Raw genomic sequence first — 16,257 nt, 5'->3', positions numbered from 1 at the left:
TAGGAGGTTTCCATTGTATCAAAGCGGCTTTTTCCTGTTTGTGAGAGGATGTCACTTAATTGTGACGGTCAGATGTAGCAGAAGCTTTAACCCTACATAGCCTCAAAAAATCAAGTGAATATTTTTTCCATGAGTTATTAGATCCTTGTTAATATCTTTTTCTAATTGCTGGAGATATTTTTTAGTTGATTTGGTAACCAATTTCTAACTGAATTCAGTAGAAAAGAAATAGAGAATCTATATTTTAAGAGATGGGAAATTGAAAAAAATATCATACCCTGAAAAATAAGATGTGTATTCCCCATCTTGAAAAACTTGGAGGATTTGGCTAATTACATCCTCATTATAAAGTTATATTGACAACAGATATTCTTCTAGTGTACTATAGTTATAATACACTAGAAGAATATCTGAATAGTATTATCTTGAAAATGGAGGAAAATTATATGATAGAAATAAAAAATGTCTCAAAGATTTATAATATGGGTAAGGAAAAGGTAATTGCACTGGATAATGTAAATTTAACTATTAAAGAAGGCGAATTTGCAGCTATAGTAGGACCTTCAGGTTCAGGTAAATCTACTTTGATGCATCTTGTGGGAGGGCTTGATACACCTACATCAGGAAGTATTTTTATAGACGGAAAGGATATAAGCAAGCTTAAGGATAAGGATATGTCAAAGTATAGAAATAAGTCTGTGGGCTTTGTATTTCAATCCTTTAATCTTGAGAATACACAAACTGCCCTTGAAAATGTGATGATGCCTTTGATATTTTCTGGTATTGATAAAAGAAAGAGGAAAGTAAAGGCAGAAAAGGCCCTTGAAATGGTGGGACTTAAAGATAAGATAAAAAATAAGCCCACAGAGCTTTCGGGAGGACAGCGTCAGAGGGTGAGTATAGCAAGAGCTCTTGTAAATGAACCTAGAATAATTTTTGCAGATGAGCCCACAGGAAATTTGGATTCAAAAAATGGACAACTTATAATGAATCTTTTAAGTGATTTGAATGAGAGAGGGTATACAGTTATTATGGTTACCCATAACATGGAAGAGGCAAAAAGGGCAAGGAGAATTATAAATATAAAAGATGGTAAAGTGCAGGAGGTAGAACAGGATGAAATTTAAAGACATATTAAAAGTGGCTTTAAATGGCCTTGGGAGCAGAAAAGGAAGAACCTTTCTCACTTCTCTGGCAGTTGCCATTGGAACTATGCTGATAGTGACTCTTGTGAGTATTGGAACCTCAGGTGAGAATTTAATTTTAAAAGAGGTGGATGTTTCACAGTTAAAGCAAATTCAGGTAATGAACTTTAAATATTATGATATGTATGAAACAGACTCTGGTGATATTGACATGAATGATATGTTCAAAAAGATTGGTGGAGATACCGTTGAGAAGTTTAAAGATATAAAGAATGTAGAAAATGTACAGGCATTTGTAAATACATCTGCAGAAAATATAAAGATAGAAAATAAGGAAGATAATCAAGGAACTAAAATAACGGCACTTTACAATAACGATAATTATTTTACAGATGAAAAAATTGCATCTGTTAGAGATAAAAATAAAGATAGCAGCTTAAAACCTATAATTGCAGGGAGAAATTTAGTAAAATCAGATAAGGAAGCATTACTTGTAAGCAAAAAATATCTGGACTCCATGGGCATAAAAAATTACAATGAAGTTCTGGGAAAGGATGCACTGATTACACAGTCTAGAACCAATAATTCCAATATTACTCTGCAGCCTTTTCAGATTAAAGCAAAAATAGTTGGGATAATAGGAGATAAGTTCCATGAGGATGAAAAAATAATATCATCACTGGATATTGCTTCAGAAATCAGCAGTTATACTTCGCTTCAGAAGGATTACATAGAAAATTTGGGATATGACAGTGTAATTGTATATACAAAGGATTCGAAAAATGTTTCTGATATAACAAATTCAATAAAAAAAATGGGGTATTTATACGTCAGCTATCAGGATATGATAGAAAAAATACAGAATTCGTTTAAGGTAATAAAAGTAATACTTGCCCTCCTTGGATTAATAGTGTTGTTTGTTGCCAGTGTGGGTATTGTAAATACCATGACTATGGTTATATATGAGAGAACTAGATTTATAGGTATAATGAAGTCATTAGGAGCAAATAGAAATAATATCCACAACATATTTATCACCCAGTCAGGAGTAATAGGGTTTATAGGGGGTATAATGGGAATTGTATTTAGCAGTATAAATTTAGGCATAATTCAGTTTGCCTTGAACATGTATATGAAAAGCAGGGATATAACACAATCTGTTAATTTGAATATGCCTCTTTGGCTTCCACTGGCTACTTTGGCCTTTTCAATTGCCATTTCCATAATATCAGGGATTTATCCGTCCAGAAAAGCTTCAAAGATGAATCCTGTAGATGCTTTAAATTCATAAGGAGGAGATTTACATGAAATTTTCAGATTGTTTAAAAATGGCATTTTCAGATCTTGGCAGGAGAAAAATCCGTACTGTACTTACATCCTTTGGCATAGCTATAGGGGCAATGCTGGTGGTTTTAATGGCAGGCTTTGGACAGGGAATCCAAAAAATAGCCCTGGATCAAATAAAACAGATGGATACCATGAGAATAATTCAAGTAAAACCTGAACAAAACAGCAGTAAAAATTCACAGGAAAATAAAAGTGAATTTAAAAAGATAGACAATGCTGTACTTGATAAATTTAAGAGTATGAAGAATGTAGAGGAAGTCAGTGCATCTATTGACACCCAGATACAGGGGGCTTTTATAAATGGAAAAGAAATTTCCGAGGTAAATGTTAAAGGAAGCAATCTGGAACTTCCCATATTTTTAAACTCACAGCAAAATGAAATAAAGTCAGATAAAAAGAAGAGCAAAAAATATGGATATAATCCCATTATTGCAGGGAAGATTATAAAACAGGGAGATGAAGATTCTGTACTCTTAGGTCAGGGACTTGCGGATAAAGCTGGTATAAAGGACTATAAAAGCATTATTGGAAAAGATATAGAAATGAGAGTTTATCTGCCGTCTATTCCAGGACTTCCTGAGAAAGATCCCCTTATAATAAATGCAAAAGTTTCAGGGGTGGTAAATAAAAATTATGATAATGGAAAAAATGTAATAACAGCTTCCAGTAAAACAGCGGCAAAAATTCAACAATATTATACAGAGGAAGAAAATTACATGGAGGAAAAGGGATATAACAATATAAGTGTGGAGGTAAATACCGCAGAGGGTGTAGAAGGTGTGGACAGCAGTATTAAGAAAATGGGATATGTTACAAATTCACAAGTTGAAAGCACTAAAACCTTAAAAACCATGATGACTATAATAAAGGCACTTTTAACTGCCGCAGGTATAATAGTGCTTCTGGTGGCATCCATAGGGGTAATAAATACCATGACCATGGCAGTATATGAAAAAACCAAATCCATAGGTATAATGAAGGCAGAGGGTGCATCAAGAAAGAATATAAGCAGAATGTTTACAGTTCAAGCTGGAAGCCTGGGATTTATAGGGGGTCTTTTTGGAGGTATAACAGCTCTTGTATTAGGTATTGTTATAAATAAAGTTGTGGTAATGTATAATATAGGGGGCATACAGCCCGGCATGAAAATAATAGATGCAAATATTTCAGTTTTCGTATTTACATTGTTATTTACTATACTGGTATCTGTAGCTGCAGGTATGGTTCCAGCTAGGAGAGCTTCTAAACTGAATCCTGTGGATTCACTGAGAAATGAATAATAGGAGGGAGCTATGAACATTCAAATATTTGGTACTAAAAAATGCTTTGATACCAAGAAGGCAGAAAGGTATTTTAAAGAGAGAAAAATAAAGTATCAATTTATAGATTTAAACCAAAAAGGACTCAGCAAGGGGGAACTTGAAAGTGTTAAAGCTTCTGTAGGTTTAAATAACTTAATCAATGTGAAGGCGAAAGAATACAAGACACTAAATATGGACAAGATAAGAAGCAGCAGTGTAAGAGAAGAAATGCTCTTAAATAATCCTAGATTATATGAAACTCCTATAGTTCGCAACGGCAAACAGGCTACTGTTGGATATGATTCTGAAGTATGGGAAAATTGGGAATAACAGATATTGACCACACCAGTCAATAATGATATAATTTCATTATTGACTGGTGTGGTCAATTTATTTTAATTCATTTGGAAGAAGGTGATATTATTTTTTCAAAATTTTTGAGCTTAAGTGAGGAAAAACAGCAGCGTATTTTAAATGCAGCACTAAAGGAATTTGCACAAAAGGGCTATAAAAATGCGTCTACAAACCAGATTGTTCAAGATGCTGATATATCAAAAGGGCTGTTATTTCACTATTTCAAAAATAAAAAGCAGTTATTTTTATTTTTATATGATTACTGTATAGAACTTAGTATGAAGGAATTTTATAAAAAAATTAATTTAGATGAAAAGGATTTTTTTGTTAAATTGAGACAAATTCAACTGATTAAGTTAGAACTATTAAATAAATATCCAGAAATACTTAAGTTTATAGAGGTTGCAAATGTGGAAGAATCAAGTGATGTGAAAAATGACTTGGAGGTTAGGAACAAAGAAGCTATGAATAGTGCTTCTTCCAAAGTATTTGAAAACATTGATGTTTCTAAATTTAGAGAAAATGTAGATGTAAAGAGAGCAATAAATGTAGTTATGTGGACTTTTCAGGGATTTAATGCCAGGGTGCTGGAGGATGCCAGGTTATCACCTTCAAGACAAATCAATTATGAAAAAGCCATTGCCGAAATGGATATATATAAAAAGATGCTTGAAAATTGTTTTTATAAATAATATTTTTAAAATAGTTAATCCATAAAGGAAGAAGGTGTTTGATATGTTGGATATGGTTAAAAGTTTTAAAGAACTTACTCCAGAACTTGAAAAATTTGCAGGAGGTAAGGGGTATATGCTTTCTAGGATGTTTCAGGATGGCTATCCTGTACCGGAGGGATTTGTAATTTTACCTGCAGCTTTCCAAGAAGGAGAGCTTAAAAGTGAAGCATGGAATAAAATACAGTACTATTTAAATGCAATTAAAGAGAAAAGTGGAAAGTCACTGTTTGCAGTTAGATCTTCTGCTTTAAGTGAAGATTCTCAAAAAGCTTCTTTTGCAGGAGCAACCTATAGTTGTTAAAAATATACCTAAATATATTCAGATATAGACAGAAGTATATTTTTAGAATTAAAAGCTCCCTACATTCGTAAAGAGTGTAGAGTGATGATGTAAAATTGTCCAAAACTCCTTGAATTGCTGGAATACCCTAAAGCTATATTAACTACAACGTAGATATGAAATAGAATCAAGCGTGAATGTTACGAAAGTAGAAAAAATAATGTAGATGGCATAAGGTTAAATCCTAAGTGCCTTAGAAATGGGCAATCAGCAGCTAAGACCCGAATAGGGTAAAGTTCAACGACTAGAGAAAATCTCGTACCTATAAGCATAGGGAAGTGGGGAGAATCCTTGTTTAGAGGATTGTGATATAGTCTGTGCCTATATAAAAATATAGGAAGTTCATAAGAGAACTGCTTGGTATTAGCGACACTAAGTGAACATTCTAAAAACATGTATAAATGTCTCATATTAATAATTCGCAATTACAACCGTATTTTAAAATTTTATAAGAGTTTTGCTAAAAACTATTTTTTTAAATCTTTAATCATTAAATTATAAACATAATTATTAACAGAACGGTGTTCTTTATCAACTTTAATTTTTTATTTACTTCATAGTTATTTTAATTTTTATATTGTTTTTGCTGATAGCCAATAATATTATTTTTAAATATATTTATGTATTTATATTAGTATAATAAATATGTGTAGACAAAATGGGGGATACTTATGTATAAATACATAATAGAGATGAGGCGAATCAATGGCTGCTATTGTGAAAACTGTAAAACAATATTCTTACGAACTGGATGTACAAACTTTAAATGAAGTATTGTTTATTGCAAACCAATATAAAAATGTAAAAAATTATGTGTATTCAAGATACAGTGGAATTAATAGTATTCCATTGTTAGGTAAGGATAGACAAGTAAGAGATGAATGGGTTAGGACTAATTTTTATAGTCAATGGAAACTACCTGCGAGATATTGGAAGTTAGCTTTGAGTGAAGCTATGAGCAATATTAAATCTCAATGGACTAACACTAAAAGAAGGATTAGAGAACAAGTTAAAGTAAATGATAATCTATCGAATGAAGATAAGCATTATATTAATTATGTCTTGAAATTTGACAATTACTATTGGAAAGTGTTAACCAATCAATCTTTTGATATTCCTAGAATATTTGAAAATAAAGACTTGAATTATAAATATCTTCATGGCCTTATTAAAAGGTATACAAGAAGATATAAAGGACAGATACCTTATTCTAAAATAGGTAGAACATTTTCAATAGATGAGGGATTATATTCTTATAAAGAAGGACATATAAGAATAACTTGTACTAAAAAAGGAAAAAGATTACCTATTAAATTGACTGATAATAATAAACATAGTAAGACTTTGATTACCAAAATAGTAAATAATAAGATGGAAATCCATAGGCCTTTAAAAGTACAAATTAAAAAGAATGACAATCAAGAGAATATTATAGGTTTAGACAAAGGATACAGATATTTATTTGTAGTATCAAGCGGCAATTTTTATGGAGATAAGCTGAATAATTTCTTAAATGAAGAAACCGAAAGATTGAATAGGGTAAATTCCCAAAGAAATAGATTTTGGACTTTATACAATCAATATTTGGAACAAGAAGATGTTAAAAAGGCTGCCACCATAAAAGAAAATAATTTAGGAAAAGTGAAATATATTCATAATAAGCAAAAATATGAACAGACAGTTAAATCTTATATAAACCATTCTTTAAACCAATTAATAAAAAAGGAAAGGCCTACTGAGATAGTAATGGAACAATTAGACTTTGTTAATTGGAGTGGTAGATATCCTAAATCAGTTAAGAGAAAATTATCAAGATGGATTAAAGGATATGTAAGAGAAAGGCTTGAATATAAATGCGAATACAATAATATTAGCTATACCTATATTAATCCAGCTTACACAAGCAAGGTATGTAATGTTTGTGGAAGCTTTGGTAAAAGAACTTTAGATGTATTTACTTGTCCTAAATGTGGTAAATTACACTCAGATATAAATGCAAGTAAGAATATATTAAATAGAAAATATGATAAGAAAATAACGCTTTATACTAATTATAAGAAAGTTAAAGAGATTTTAGAAAATAAAATTAGTTAATAAAAAATAAATATTTAATCACAAATATATGTAACTCTTAATAATAAGAAGCATATGTTTTATCAGAAATGAGGGTTGAATACTTATTTTTATAAAATCTTAAAATACGGTTGTAGGATAAATTTGTATATTTTAAAAGATATATAAATGAACTGGTACATTCAGGGCTTAAAATTATCTTTAGATAAAATAAGTGCGAATTGTCTAAAAATGAGTACATTTGTATATATTTTTAGAACCAGAGTTCGAAACAGTTCTCAATGTAAAAACATATGAGGAGATCAAAAATGCCATAGATATAGTTTTTAAATCCACACAAACAGAAAGGGTAAAAGTATATAGTTCTATCCAGGGTATAGACAGCTCCCATCAGATTGCTGTAGTGGTTCAACTCATGGTACAATCTGAAATTTCCGGGGTGCTTTTTACCGCTGATCCAATTACAGGAAGTCATGTGAATATGGTAGGGAATTTTGTATATGGATTAGGAGAAAAACTTGTATCAGGAGAGTCAAATGCACATACTTTTACACTTAACAGACCTAAAGGAAAGTATGAGGGACCTGCAGACTTAAAAAAGTATGCCTCAAAATTATATAAGTATTCATCCAGCCTTCATATAAAATACAATGCTCCCCAGGATATTGAGTGGGCTGTAGAGGATGAAAAGTTATATATACTTCAAGCAAGACCTATTACAACTTTGAGGACAGGTAATCCAGATACCTATGAATGGAATGATTCTCTTGAAGGAGATTATATTTGGACCAATAACAATGTGGGAGAGGCAATGTCAGATGTTTTTACCCCGCTGAGCTGGTCTATTATAAGAGATTTAGATGAAGAACAAACTCCAATCCCCGGATATTATCTGTTTTCTGGTAATGTATATGGAAGGGCATACACAAATATAAGTTATGCATTGTCCATATATCCTGCTTTTGGTAAGAGTATAAAATCCCTTATAGGAATAATGAGTGAAGTATTTGGACAAATGCCAGAGGGAGTAGAGGTACCTGTTTATCCATTTTCCAAGTTAGGTTTGATAAAACAGATGATTCCCACAGTGGGACATCGTTTAAAGAAAATTATTGAAAGTTCCAGTAAAATACCAGACCATTTAAAAGATTCACCTACATGGTGTATAAATATGAGAAAAAGGATTGGCCAAATAAAAAGCAGAGAAGAGCTTTATAACTTATGGAAAAAAGAACTTTTGCCTTATAATTTTAAAGCTTTATGGATTGCGCTTGCAGGCGGCCGTAAAATGGTACTTGCCAATAAACTGAAAAATGAACTTGTAAACCTGGTGGGAATTGAGGATACTAATATACTAATGTCAAATTTCAGGGGAAATTCATCTCTTGAAAGTCTTGGCCCCATTGTAGGAATATCAAAGATTATAAGGGGACAAATGAGCAGGGATGAATACAAAATGCAGTACGGTCATAGAGGACCCCATGAATTTGAACTATCCATACCGGATTCTCTGGAGAATGAAACATGGCTTAATAACCAAATAGAAGAATTTAAAAAATCAAATACAAATGTAGAAAGTCTGCTGGATAGGCAGAAGACAGAATATGAAAATGCTTTAGAGGAATTGAAAAAGCGCTTTCCTCGGAAGGTACGAAGCATTGAGAAAAAAATAATAAAGGCAAATAAAGCAGCACGTCTCAGGGAATCAGTGCGTTCAGAGTGGACAAGGGCATTTAGGGTGAATCGTGCTTTTGCCATCAAGGCAGGAGAACTTACAGGCATAGAAGATAATATATTTTTTTTATACATTGATGAAGTTTTAAATCTGCTTTTAGGAGATGATTCAGCAGTAGGACATATTGCTGCAAGAAAAGATAATTATAATAAGTATAAAAAATTGCCTCCCCTGCCATCCATTATCCGTGGGGCTTTCAATGCTTTTGATTGGTTACAAAACCCAAATAGAAGAAGTGACTATTATGACTCTAATGCAGCTGCAGCTGGCCAATCTGATTCTGAGACACTAAAGGGATTTGCAGGAGCAGCAGGGAAATTAGAAGGAATTGTGAGAGTTATTATAAATCCTGAAGATGGAGAAAATCTTAAAAAAGGTGAGATTTTAGTAGCAGCTACTACTAATGTAGGTTGGACGCCTCTTTTTCCCCGGGCCGCAGCTATAATTACAGATATTGGTGCACCATTATCTCATGCTGCCATAGTTGCCAGAGAACTTGGCATTCCAGCGGTAGTTGGATGTGGTAATGCCACTGCAAGACTTAATACGGGAGATAGAGTCATAGTTGATGGTGGACATGGAATTGTGCAGATTGTCAGTGGAAATGATTGTGTGTCAGAAGATTCATATGGTAAAATGTAATTACAATTTTAAGTCATTAAATGAATTGTTGGTATTAGGAGTTGAATTTATGAATTTACCAGAGAAAAAATTCATTACTATTGATGAATTTTATAAAATGAAGGAAGAAACTGATGATATATTAGAATATATCGATGGAGTTGTATATATGTCTCCTTCACCATCTACAAAACATCAAAGAATATCAGGTAGATTATATGTTAAATTATTCAATTTTTTAGAAGGAAGAGACTGTGAAGTATTTTCAGCACCTTATGATATACAGCTGCATAGGGAAGATATTGAAGAAGATAAGGTGGTAATACCTGATATTTCTGTTATTTGTAATAAAACTGGTATAGAAGACAATAAATATGTTGGTATACCCACTCTTATAATGGAAATAGTATCACCTTCCAATCAATCAAATGACTTGGTGGTAAAACTAAACTTATATATGAAATATGGTGTTAAAGAATATTGGATTGTAAATCCTATAATTAATACGGTGCAGATATATAGCCTTAATGATGATGGATTATATGATCAACTTGATGTTGTTAAAAATAGTGGCAGTATAATGTCCAGTATTTTTACTGGATTTACTGTAGATGTAGAAGAATTGTTTAAATAATTTATGAGATTACTTCATATTTCATATTTGTTTCAGTAACATTGTGAGGTAAGCTGAAAGAAAATACAGCACCTTTGTTCTCTTCGGCAGTTATCCATGCTTTACCTCCATGTCTTTTTAATATTCTCTGTACTATGGCAAGGCCTACGCCTGAACCTTCAAATTCATTTTGTGAATGGATTCTTTCAAATTTATTATAAACTTAATTCAATTTGTGCGGAAAATAAAACTTAATTTTGTTAAGTTTTATTTTTTTGTAAAAAATAGAAGGAAAATTTAAAATATTGTAGAATTTATAAAATAAAGCTTTTTATTCTAAAAGGAGGATATGAAAAATGAAATTTTTTAAAAATGGGCTCTTAAAGAAGAGTATGAAAATGTTAGGTGTTTTGTCTTTGCTTTTATCACCAATAATTTTACATCCAACATGTACGATGGGCCTTCACCAACCAAAATGTCCTGATGAACTTTTGAAATAATCTATAGGGTTTTTATAAATATAGTGTTTAGAGATTTTTATAAAAACCCTAGAATGAAAGGAACAATTATATGCATATTGCTATGAGAGAAATAATTATAGACATTATAGAAGCATTACTTCTTTTAAGTATTTTTGAGGCATTATATGATAATAAAAGATTTGTAATACAAAATAAAATTAGGTCAGCCTTATTTTTTATATTATTTGTTTTCGCAACTTATTGGAGTACATTTTATATATTAAAGGTTTATCATACACTGTTTCTTGTAGTGTTTGATATTTTATTACTTACCTGCATTACAAGAATAAAAATTTTTGATTCCACGGTTATAGTTTCTTTATTTCTTACAATACTTTTAACTACAGAAACTTTTATTGAAATTATTTTAATGCTTATATTTAACATAAACTTAAATGAAATTTTTTTAAATAACACATATGTATTGATAGCTACAATAATTTCTATTTTGCTTCAAATACTTATTGTAGCTATGATTTTTAAGTTTAACTCATATTTTACTAAACTTAGATTATTTGAAAAAGAAGGTGCTATCTTCGCTAATTTAATAATTGAATTAGGCATATTTACTCTATTTATATTTTGTATTAACTATGGCATTTTTCATATAAAAAATATTCAAACCTATAACATTATTATTTTTATCATTTACTTTGTATTTTTAATATCAAAATTCAGAAGCTTAAAAGAAAAACAATTAGCTGTAAATATAAATATCAATTATAAGATTCAAGAAAAACACATTAAACATATGGAAGAAATAATTAGTATAATAAGGCAGGAAAAACATGATTTTGCCAACCATGTCAATGTTATACAGGGATTATGTCTGTTAAATAAGTCTGATACTATAGAAAAAATAGATAGTTATGTACGAAAAATTTCAGATACAATACATTCCTCTTTTAGATATTTGAATACAGGTAATGATTACATAGATGGGCTATTATCCATAAAAAATAGCTATGCAGTAAAAAACAACATAGACTTCAAGGTGATAATTAATGAACCCTTTAGTTTACTAAAAATTGAACAAGATGAATTAATAAGTATTATAAGTAATCTTGTAGATAATGCTTTTGAAGCATTTATCAAATCAGATGTTAAAAATAAGGAAATATCCATCATAACTTTTAAGGAAGATAGAAGCTTTTGTATTGAGATAGCCGATAATGGAGATGTTATTCCTGAAAATATAATAGAAAAAATTTTCAATAGAGGTTTTTCTACAAAAGTTAAACAAAATGATCTTCATGGATTCGGACTGTATATTACTAAACAATTAGTTGAGAAAAATAATGGGACTATATCTGTAGAAAGTATTCCAGAAAAAACTAAATTTTTGATAAAGTTTAAAATAGGGTAAATAGATAAAGCTCTTACATAGAAAAGCAGCTAAAATATGCTGTAATATTTACCGAGAGAATGAAAATGTTTCTAGTTGGCCACCTTCCGGAATTTATCTCTTACAAAAGAGGTCATTGTGGTTAATTGACAGCAGAGGGGGTGGCAATATAAGTGATATTGTGATTATAGTAATATTTATATGCAGCACACTATGCTTAACAGCTGTGGTGATTGTAGGAACATATTTAAAAGATAGATTGATAATCAAAGGTAAGTCTTCAACAGGTAAGTTGACTGAAAACTCAAAAAATTAAACATATTTTTTGTGTATATACAATTTGACAAAACATTGTTTAAGGAATATATTTATAGTGTAGATGCACGAAAATGAAGAAAGGTAATAACTATGAAGAGAAATATTTATGAGAAAAAACCATCCCCTTGTAACTGTCTTAATATTAGAAGAGCTTCACAAGCAATAACAGAAATTTATAATGAATTTCTGCTGCCAAGTAACTTGAAGATAAGTCAATTCTCTTTACTTAAACATATAAACCAATTGGAACCAGTGAGTGTAAGTGAATTGGCTGTAATCATGAGATTAGATAGAACTACCCTTGTGAGAAATCTTAAACCTTTAGAGAGAAGTGGATTTGTAGAAGATATATCAACGGAAACGGCTAGAAATAGACAACTTAGATTAACCCATAAGGGAATTGAAACTTATAAGCATGCAGAAGAACTTTGGAATAAGGCACAAAGTTTTTTGGAGGGGTACCTAGGTAAAGATAATATAGACATGTTAACAGTATTACTTTCTAAAATTGAGGCTTTAGTACCTTGAAATTTTTTGTCAATTAACGTGTATATACACGTTAAATTCAATAAACTTAATAAAAGGAGGAGCTCAATATGCATACAATTGAGAAAATGATTCAAAACAAGGCTTATGAACTGGGTTATGAAAAATGTGGTATTATTCCTATTAGTTTGATGGAGGGCTATGCTGAAAAATTTAAAGAACGTATTGAAAAAGTTCCAAAATCAAAGATGTTTTATGAAAATCAGAAGCGTTTACTTAATCCACTGGCAATGTATCCATGGGCAAAGTCTGTGGTGGTACTTGCGGCATCATATGGAAAGTATAAAATTCCAGAGGTAGTAAAGGGACATATAGCTAAGTCATATTTATTTGATACACGTATTGATAAAAATACAAGAGAATATCAGAATAATCGTGCATTAGAAAAATATATGCAGGAACTTGGTTTAAAGGTGGAAACAAATCAAAAATTTGGAGTGGTTGGAATGCGGTGGGCAGCTTTGCAAGCTGGAATTGGTATTATTCGCAGAAATAATTTCCTATACACAGAGTCTGGTTCATGGGTTCATCTTGAAGCCTGGATAACTGACAGAGAAATGGAGTTAAAAGAAACAAATGAAGTTCCACAATGCCCAAAGGCCTGTAATCGTTGTATAGCATCCTGTCCTACAAAATCTCTTTCTGCTCCCTATACTATGTCGCCAACTGAGTGTGTTTCTTTTCTAACTACCTTTGGTGGACGCAACTTACCCCAGGAACCATTAAGTAGAACATTTGGAAATTGCATTTATGGCTGCGATATTTGTCAGGATGTATGTCCTATGAATAAAGGAAAATGGAAGGAGGAAGAAGAATTTCCTGGCCTTGCAGAATTATCTTCTGCATTAACTCCAGAGAATATTTTAAATATGGAAGAAGAATTTTATCGCGAGAAAGTCCAGCCAAAATTTTTCTATTTATCAGCAGAAGAACTTTGGAAATGGAAGGTAGATGTATTGTGCTATATGCGTAATAGCTATAATGAAACTTATAGGCCTCTTATTATAAATGCCTGCAATAATGAAAATTATAAAATACGTGAAATGGCTTGTTCAATTTGCAGGGAACTTTATTTACAATGATTTTTCACAAGTCCAAATTTAAAATATTTATGATCTAATATTAATTTGCAGAAAAAATATTAAATCATAGCAATTAATAAGTATTTTGTGATAAAATGATAATTAATATACTGTTTAATTCATAATTTGATTACAGAGGAGGCGGAGTATATGCAAGACAAGATAGTGCTTGCGGAAGATGAACCCATTACTAGAATGGATATTTTTGAAATACTTACATGTTGTGGATATAATGTGGTTGGAAAAGCCTCTGATGGACTTGAAGCTGTTGAATTGTGCAGGATAAATAGACCAGATCTAGTCATTATGGATATAAAGATGCCAAACCTGGATGGTATACAGGCTGCTAAAATTATAGCAAAGGAAAATTTGGCAGATGCTGTAGTTATGCTTACAGCTTATAGCGGAAAAGAATTTATGGATAAGGTAAAAGAAGTGGGGGCTATAGGGTATGTTGTAAAACCTATAGATGAAAGAAATCTAATTCCACAAATTGAAATTGCCATATCAAAAAGTAAGGAAATAAAAGACATTAAAAATGAGGCAGCTTGTGCCAAGCAAAAAATTGAAGATATGAAGATAATATATAGAGCTAAAGAGATGTTAATGGACAGGTATTCTATAAAAGAAGAAGATGCCTATAAAAGAATAAGAAAGCTTAGCATGGATAGGCAGTGCTCTATTTTACAGACTTCAAGAAGTTTAATAAGAGGATATGAAAGGTAGATTAACATGCTTAGAAAATTGTGCAGGACATACACAAACTTATCTCAGGAAGATATAAAGATTTTAGAAAATATGGAAAAGTATCTTCAAAGTGTATCCAATCTAGTTAAAGCAGACATTTTTATTGACTGCCTAACCAGAGAATCAGGAACTGCCATTGTAGTTTCGGAAGCTAAGCCTTCAAATTCCATATCTTTATATAGGGGAACAGTAGTGGGGGAACTTGCTTTAATGGAAAATGAACCAGCTGCACTTAGAACGCTTCAGATAGGCATGGGAACTTCAGATTTAAAGGCAATTACCCAGGAAAATAAAGTAGTAAAACAAAATACAGTACCTATTAAAAATAGTGAGGATAAAGTAATAGGTGTGCTTATAATGGAAAAAGACATAACTGAGGATTTAAGTAAAAATAGAAATATGGAAATATTGTCTGAAACCACAGAGCAGTTAAGTCAGACACTTATGAATTTAAAGAGTCCAGAACTGTCTGATACTGTAGACTTTAATCTGATTAATGATGCTATTATTATATTTAATGAGTGTGGAATTTCTATTTATGCTAACCATATTGCAGAGGATATTTACATAAAACTTGGTTATAAAGATAAGATTGTGGGAATGAAATTTGATAATCTTGCTTTAAGTAAAACTAGTTTTTGTAAAGTATTGAAGGAGAATAATTCTATATTATCTGAAGTTTCAATAGGAAATTTTTCGCTGCAGATAAAGTATGCTGTTCTTAAAAAAAATAACAGTATATGCGGGGTTGTTATGTTAATTAAGGACATAACAGATATAAAAGAAAAAGAAAAGCAGCTTATTTTAAAAGCTGTGGCAATAAGAGAAATACATCATAGAGTTAAGAATAATCTTCAAACTATAGCAAGTATTTTAAGGCTGCAGTCCAGGAGGATAAATAACGAAGAAGCTAAAAAGGCATTTAAAGAAAGCATAGGCAGAATACTTAGCATAGCTGCAACTCATGAGGTGCTGGCACAAAATGGAATTGATGATGTGGATATAAAAAATATACTATCCAAAATTAAAGATAATGCCATTAGAAACTTTATTCAATGCAATAAACAGATAGATATAAAATTTATTGGAGATAGTTTTTATGTGGACTCAGATAAGGCTACATCTATAGCTATAGTGTTAAATGAATTACTTCAAAATTCCCTTCAGCATGCTTTTGTAGATAAAAATGAAGGATTCATAGAGATAATTATAAAAAAAGGTATTATGTATTCCAATATATCAGTTATTGACAGCGGAAAAGGATTTGATATAAATCTAGTTAAAAATGAAAGCTTGGGACTGGACATCGTAAAAAGCATAGTAAAGGATAAATTAAATGGAGATATAAATATTGATTCAAGTAAAAGCGGAACAAAAGCAGTTTTTTGGTTTGAGAATTAATATACCAAAGTACATTAGAAATACATTAAATTAT

At 31.1% G+C, this 16,257-nt stretch carries 17 protein-coding genes; 16 read left to right on the top strand and 1 reads right to left on the bottom strand.

All coding sequences use genetic code 11. The annotated features are described in order from the left end of the window. Positions 1-446 precede the first annotated feature (446 nt). The 9 genes from BS101_RS10190 to BS101_RS10150 all read left to right on the top strand — a co-directional run bounded on the left by BS101_RS10190 (position 447) and on the right by BS101_RS10150 (position 10,284). Positions 447-1,127, top strand: a complete 681-nt coding sequence (locus BS101_RS10190) for an ABC transporter ATP-binding protein (RefSeq protein WP_073538724.1) — start codon at positions 447-449, stop codon at positions 1,125-1,127. Beyond that, positions 1,117-2,436 carry an ABC transporter permease gene (locus tag BS101_RS10185; RefSeq protein WP_073538723.1) on the top strand — a complete coding sequence of 440 codons (1,320 nt, stop codon included), beginning with the start codon at positions 1,117-1,119 and terminating at the stop codon, positions 2,434-2,436. The genes BS101_RS10190 and BS101_RS10185 overlap by 11 nt, the downstream gene beginning before the upstream one ends. 13 nt (positions 2,437-2,449) lie before the next feature. Next, complete coding sequence (locus tag BS101_RS10180; protein WP_073538722.1) at positions 2,450-3,772, top strand: ABC transporter permease; 1,323 nt, start codon at positions 2,450-2,452, stop codon at positions 3,770-3,772. 12 nt (positions 3,773-3,784) lie between these two features. Then, the gene (locus BS101_RS10175; protein WP_073538721.1) at positions 3,785-4,123 is read left to right on the top strand and encodes an arsenate reductase family protein; all 339 of its coding nucleotides are present in this window, start codon (positions 3,785-3,787) and stop codon (positions 4,121-4,123) included. Positions 4,124-4,230: 107 nt separating this feature from the next. Further along, positions 4,231-4,839 (top strand): TetR/AcrR family transcriptional regulator, encoded by a 609-nt coding sequence (locus BS101_RS10170; protein WP_242951450.1) that lies wholly within the window; start codon positions 4,231-4,233, stop codon positions 4,837-4,839. Between the two features lie 43 nt (positions 4,840-4,882). Further along, positions 4,883-5,182: a PEP/pyruvate-binding domain-containing protein gene (locus BS101_RS10165; protein ID WP_073538720.1), complete on the top strand. Its 300-nt coding sequence runs from the start codon at positions 4,883-4,885 to the stop codon at positions 5,180-5,182. Between the two features lie 744 nt (positions 5,183-5,926). Then, the gene (locus tag BS101_RS10160; RefSeq protein WP_073538719.1) at positions 5,927-7,315 is read left to right on the top strand and encodes an RNA-guided endonuclease TnpB family protein; all 1,389 of its coding nucleotides are present in this window, start codon (positions 5,927-5,929) and stop codon (positions 7,313-7,315) included. A 220-nt stretch (positions 7,316-7,535) separates the two neighbouring features. Beyond that, positions 7,536-9,671, top strand: a complete 2,136-nt coding sequence (locus BS101_RS10155) for a PEP/pyruvate-binding domain-containing protein (protein WP_242951449.1) — start codon at positions 7,536-7,538, stop codon at positions 9,669-9,671. Positions 9,672-9,720: 49 nt separating this feature from the next. Next, positions 9,721-10,284 carry a Uma2 family endonuclease gene (locus BS101_RS10150; protein ID WP_073541246.1) on the top strand — a complete coding sequence of 188 codons (564 nt, stop codon included), beginning with the start codon at positions 9,721-9,723 and terminating at the stop codon, positions 10,282-10,284. 1 nt (position 10,285) lies between these two features. On the opposite strand, the gene BS101_RS10145 is transcribed toward BS101_RS10150, so the two are convergent. Further along, a complete protein-coding gene (locus BS101_RS10145) occupies positions 10,286-10,465 on the bottom strand; it encodes an ATP-binding protein (RefSeq protein WP_083585817.1) in 180 nt (59 codons plus the stop codon). 154 nt (positions 10,466-10,619) lie between these two features. Here BS101_RS10145 and BS101_RS10140 point away from each other — a divergent pair, with 154 nt between their 5' ends. From BS101_RS10140 to BS101_RS10110, 7 genes are all read left to right on the top strand, one after another. Further along, the gene (locus BS101_RS10140) at positions 10,620-10,763 is read left to right on the top strand and encodes an AgrD family cyclic lactone autoinducer peptide (RefSeq protein WP_073538718.1); all 144 of its coding nucleotides are present in this window, start codon (positions 10,620-10,622) and stop codon (positions 10,761-10,763) included. Between the two features lie 82 nt (positions 10,764-10,845). After that, positions 10,846-12,150 (top strand): ATP-binding protein, encoded by a 1,305-nt coding sequence (locus BS101_RS10135; protein WP_242951448.1) that lies wholly within the window; start codon positions 10,846-10,848, stop codon positions 12,148-12,150. 115 nt (positions 12,151-12,265) lie between these two features. Further along, positions 12,266-12,445 (top strand): hypothetical protein, encoded by a 180-nt coding sequence (locus BS101_RS10130; protein ID WP_073538716.1) that lies wholly within the window; start codon positions 12,266-12,268, stop codon positions 12,443-12,445. 92 nt (positions 12,446-12,537) lie between these two features. Further along, positions 12,538-12,975 carry a MarR family winged helix-turn-helix transcriptional regulator gene (locus BS101_RS10125; protein ID WP_073538715.1) on the top strand — a complete coding sequence of 146 codons (438 nt, stop codon included), beginning with the start codon at positions 12,538-12,540 and terminating at the stop codon, positions 12,973-12,975. A gap of 68 nt (positions 12,976-13,043) precedes the next feature. Beyond that, positions 13,044-14,075 carry an epoxyqueuosine reductase gene (locus BS101_RS10120; protein ID WP_073538714.1) on the top strand — a complete coding sequence of 344 codons (1,032 nt, stop codon included), beginning with the start codon at positions 13,044-13,046 and terminating at the stop codon, positions 14,073-14,075. A 150-nt stretch (positions 14,076-14,225) separates the two neighbouring features. Further along, on the top strand, positions 14,226-14,801 hold the full coding sequence (locus BS101_RS10115; protein ID WP_073538713.1) for an ANTAR domain-containing response regulator: 576 nt from the start codon (positions 14,226-14,228) through the stop codon (positions 14,799-14,801). Positions 14,802-14,807: 6 nt separating this feature from the next. Further along, positions 14,808-16,223, top strand: coding sequence for a sensor histidine kinase (locus tag BS101_RS10110; protein WP_073538712.1), 1,416 nt, complete (start codon positions 14,808-14,810; stop codon positions 16,221-16,223). Positions 16,224-16,257 lie beyond the last annotated feature (34 nt).

Source organism: Clostridium kluyveri, assembly GCF_001902295.1.
GTDB lineage: Bacteria > Bacillota > Clostridia > Clostridiales > Clostridiaceae > Clostridium_B > Clostridium_B kluyveri_B.
The sequence above is the reverse complement of the archived record's forward strand: the minus strand, read 5'-3'. Positions and strand labels throughout refer to the sequence as shown.

Coding starts and splice junctions, on each gene's coding strand:
- BS101_RS10160 (WP_073538719.1), top strand. CDS start 5,927: ATGGCTGCTATTGTGAAAACTGTAAAACAATATTCTTACGAACTGGAT.
- BS101_RS10110 (WP_073538712.1), top strand. CDS start 14,808: ATGCTTAGAAAATTGTGCAGGACATACACAAACTTATCTCAGGAAGAT.
- BS101_RS10135 (WP_242951448.1), top strand. CDS start 10,846: ATGAGAGAAATAATTATAGACATTATAGAAGCATTACTTCTTTTAAGT.
- BS101_RS10125 (WP_073538715.1), top strand. CDS start 12,538: ATGAAGAGAAATATTTATGAGAAAAAACCATCCCCTTGTAACTGTCTT.
- BS101_RS10190 (WP_073538724.1), top strand. CDS start 447: ATGATAGAAATAAAAAATGTCTCAAAGATTTATAATATGGGTAAGGAA.
- BS101_RS10115 (WP_073538713.1), top strand. CDS start 14,226: ATGCAAGACAAGATAGTGCTTGCGGAAGATGAACCCATTACTAGAATG.
- BS101_RS10175 (WP_073538721.1), top strand. CDS start 3,785: ATGAACATTCAAATATTTGGTACTAAAAAATGCTTTGATACCAAGAAG.
- BS101_RS10120 (WP_073538714.1), top strand. CDS start 13,044: ATGCATACAATTGAGAAAATGATTCAAAACAAGGCTTATGAACTGGGT.
- BS101_RS10140 (WP_073538718.1), top strand. CDS start 10,620: ATGAAATTTTTTAAAAATGGGCTCTTAAAGAAGAGTATGAAAATGTTA.
- BS101_RS10165 (WP_073538720.1), top strand. CDS start 4,883: ATGTTGGATATGGTTAAAAGTTTTAAAGAACTTACTCCAGAACTTGAA.
- BS101_RS10180 (WP_073538722.1), top strand. CDS start 2,450: ATGAAATTTTCAGATTGTTTAAAAATGGCATTTTCAGATCTTGGCAGG.
- BS101_RS10150 (WP_073541246.1), top strand. CDS start 9,721: ATGAATTTACCAGAGAAAAAATTCATTACTATTGATGAATTTTATAAA.
- BS101_RS10185 (WP_073538723.1), top strand. CDS start 1,117: ATGAAATTTAAAGACATATTAAAAGTGGCTTTAAATGGCCTTGGGAGC.